2 protein-coding genes are annotated in these 3217 nt (G+C 43.1%); both read left to right on the forward strand.

From position 1 onward, the window contains the following. Window positions 1-202: 202 nt before the first annotated feature. Window positions 203-1186, forward strand: a complete 984-nt coding sequence (locus I2503_RS09080) for a PhoH family protein (protein WP_196092160.1) — start codon at window positions 203-205, stop codon at window positions 1184-1186. A gap of 99 nt (window positions 1187-1285) precedes the next feature. Then, window positions 1286-2800, forward strand: coding sequence for an amidase family protein (locus I2503_RS09085; RefSeq protein ID WP_196967745.1), 1515 nt, complete (start codon window positions 1286-1288; stop codon window positions 2798-2800). Window positions 2801-3217: the final 417 nt, after the last annotated feature.

The following is a 3217-nucleotide window of genomic DNA, read 5'->3' on the forward strand; positions in this document are numbered from 1 at the left end:
TTACTGAATCATTCAATTTGAATGACATTGATATTTATGTGTTTTTGCAATTTTGCAAACTGAAATTCACGCACGCCCTAGATTTGAGACTGATTTTTCAAATTTCCGAGAATAACTTGACACATACTTTATCCCATTGAGAAAAGACAAGGGGCTGGGAATTTGTTATACTGATAGGAAAGAAGCAAAAAAGGAGAATCGTTTGCAAGAATTTTCAACTGAGTTAACCTTAAACCACCCGGATGATTTGTTGCTCTTATTTGGTTCCAATGAGCGGAATCTGAAATTATTGGAGGATTATTTGGATGTGGTCATCCATGCAAGGACCGAGCGGGTACAGATTCTAGGATCCGAGGAGCAGGCTTTGGAGGCGAAAGCGATTATTCAGGCTCTACAGGTACTGGTAAATCGTGGTATGCAAATTGCTTTAACCGATGTTGTGACGGCCATGAATATGTCCAAGGAAGGTCGTCTCCATCAGTTTGTCGCTCTTTATGAGGAGGAAGTCCTAACAGATTTCCAAGGAAAATCCATTCGAATCAAGACCCCAGGGCAAAAGCTCCTCGTTGATGCGGTTAAGAACCAGGATATTGTCTTTGGGATTGGCCCAGCCGGTACCGGTAAGACCTTTTTGGCAGTTGCCTTAGCTGTACGTGCCCTAAAGCGTGGACAAGTCAAACGGATTATTCTAACACGTCCGGCAGTTGAAGCCGGAGAAAGCTTGGGCTTTTTACCAGGAGACCTCAAGGAAAAAGTGGATCCATACCTTCGACCAGTCTATGATGCTCTACATAAGATTCTTGGGAAGGAGCAGACCAACCGTTTGCTGGAGCGAGAAGTGATTGAAATTGCGCCGCTTGCCTACATGCGGGGGCGGACACTGGATGATGCGTTTGTCATCTTGGACGAAGCGCAAAATACAACCGTCCTGCAGATGAAAATGTTCTTGACTAGGCTAGGGTTTAACTCCAAAATGATTATCAATGGGGATATCAGTCAAATTGACTTACCTCATAAGCAAAAATCGGGGTTGCTGGATGCCATGGACAAGTTAAAACGCCTGCAGACCATTGGATTTATCCATCTGACAACGCAAGATGTTGTTCGTCATCCCCTGGTATCGCAGATTATCTCTGCTTATCAACCTAAAGACGTTACAGAAGAGATGAATTCTTCAGCTCATTAGCCTTCAAAGATCCCAATCACTTGAGATTGGGATCTTTGAGGTTAGGGGTTCGGCAAAACCACTTAGAAACAGTATAAGTCAAAGAATAGGAAAAAAGACATGAAGGTGAAAAAAATAGTTCTATGGACCTCAGGTATTGTTCTTACTACCGCAACCCTCGGAGCGGCTGCTTTGTATCGATACTTCCAGTCGCACAAGCCAGCTAAGGAAGAGAGTCTTGCTTTTCGCAATCACCAGGTGATTGCGGCGATTGATCAGCAGCTGGCCGGGGTTGATATCGAGAGCGTGCGGGCAAAGGCCTCCTTAATGGAACAAAAATCTCTCAGAGAGTTACAAGAGGTTTTGCGCCAAGGACACATTCGTCATCAGGATTTAGTCGCATGTTATCTCTTAAAGATCAAGGAGGATCAGAGTAGACAAGGCAACAATGCAGTGAGTGAAATAAACCCCACCGCCATGCTTGAGGCCCGGAAGTTTGATGAGAAGCAAGATAATCGGATTTTAGCAGGAATCCCAGTTTTGGTTAAGGAAAATATTAACACCAATAACATGCCGACAAGTGCGGGAGCTTATGGACTCAAAGATTTTATCCCTGTTAAAAATGCTCCTGTCGTTGACAAGCTTCTAGAGAATGGAGCGATCCTCTTGGGAAAGACCAACCTATCTGAGATGTCTTATTACATGAGTACAAAAAATCCAAGTGGCTATAGTGCTAAAAAGGGACAGACAACCAATCCCTTCAATCCTCTTGTGATAAGTCCTCTGGGATCCAGCTCTGGCAGTGCTGTTGCGATGGCGATGGATCTAGCAACAGTTAGCCTTGGAACGGAAACCTGTGGCTCTATAATAGCTCCTGCGAGTATTAACTCTGTTGTTGGCTACAAACCGACCCGTGGTGAGATCAACGGTGAAGGGGTCGTTCCGATTAGCTATGCTCTAGATACTCTCGGTCCCCTCACAAAGACAGTTGAAGATGCTTATCTAACTTACTGTGCTGCCAGTGACAAAGATCCTTCTCTTTCTTTAGAAACTGATTTTATCAAGGGAAAAAGAATTGGTCTTTTACATTCGGATAAAGATTTTGATAAGCGACTGATAGAGACTCTAGAAGATCTAGGAGCTCAAGTGGTAACTGTAGACGTTGATACGCGTAAGATTGATTTGGAATTTATTCTAAAAAATGACTTTGAGAAAGATTTGAACCACTATTTAGAAACTGCAGGAGCACCGATTGATTCCTTGCGAGAATTGATTGAATTCAATAGGCAGGATCCAGAGGTGAGGATGCGCTATGGTCAGAATCTTTTGGAAAAAGCCTTGCGACCTAAACGAAACGATCCCAAAGTGAGACATATTATTCAAATCGCTCAAGACAAATTGAATCAGGTCATTGATAATCGGGAACTGGATATACTTGTCGCTAAAGACTACAGTAATGTTCTTCTTGCAGCTGTTGCTGGCGCACCGGAACTCACGGTTCCCTTTGGACGAATCAATGAAACACCAGTTGGAGCAACCTTCTTTGCCAAAGTAGGTGAGGATGAAAAGGTTATTCAAACAGCCTATAGCTTTGAACAGTTGACTCAACTACGAGCCCTACCAGGAGAAAAGTAATACTCGAAACAGTTCGAAATCTGAAACGAATTTTATAGTCTTTTAGTTTGCTTTTAGTACAAGGCAGCGAGTCGCAGGCAGTACTAAAGTACGGCAAGACGAGCTAACACAGTAATAAAAGATAAACTAAAAGAGTATAATCCAGGAATTGGATTAAAATTTATAGGTAATGAAGCAAGCGTCGCTTGCCATCAATCCGATGAAGATAGTTCAACAGGTCTGGGAGACCTGTTGAATATTATCGCTAAAGCGTGCAAGGCACGCAATCAAAAGGGTTCGGCGAAGAGGATTATAGTCTTTTAGTTTACTTTTAGTACAAGGCAGCGAGTCGTAGACAGTACTGAAGTACGGCAAGACGAGCTAACACAGTAATAAAAGATAAACTAAAACTCCAAGCAGGCTTCGCCTGCTAACTCA

The sequence above is a fragment of the Streptococcus sp. NLN64 genome (genome assembly GCF_015831295.1).
Lineage (GTDB): Bacteria > Bacillota > Bacilli > Lactobacillales > Streptococcaceae > Streptococcus.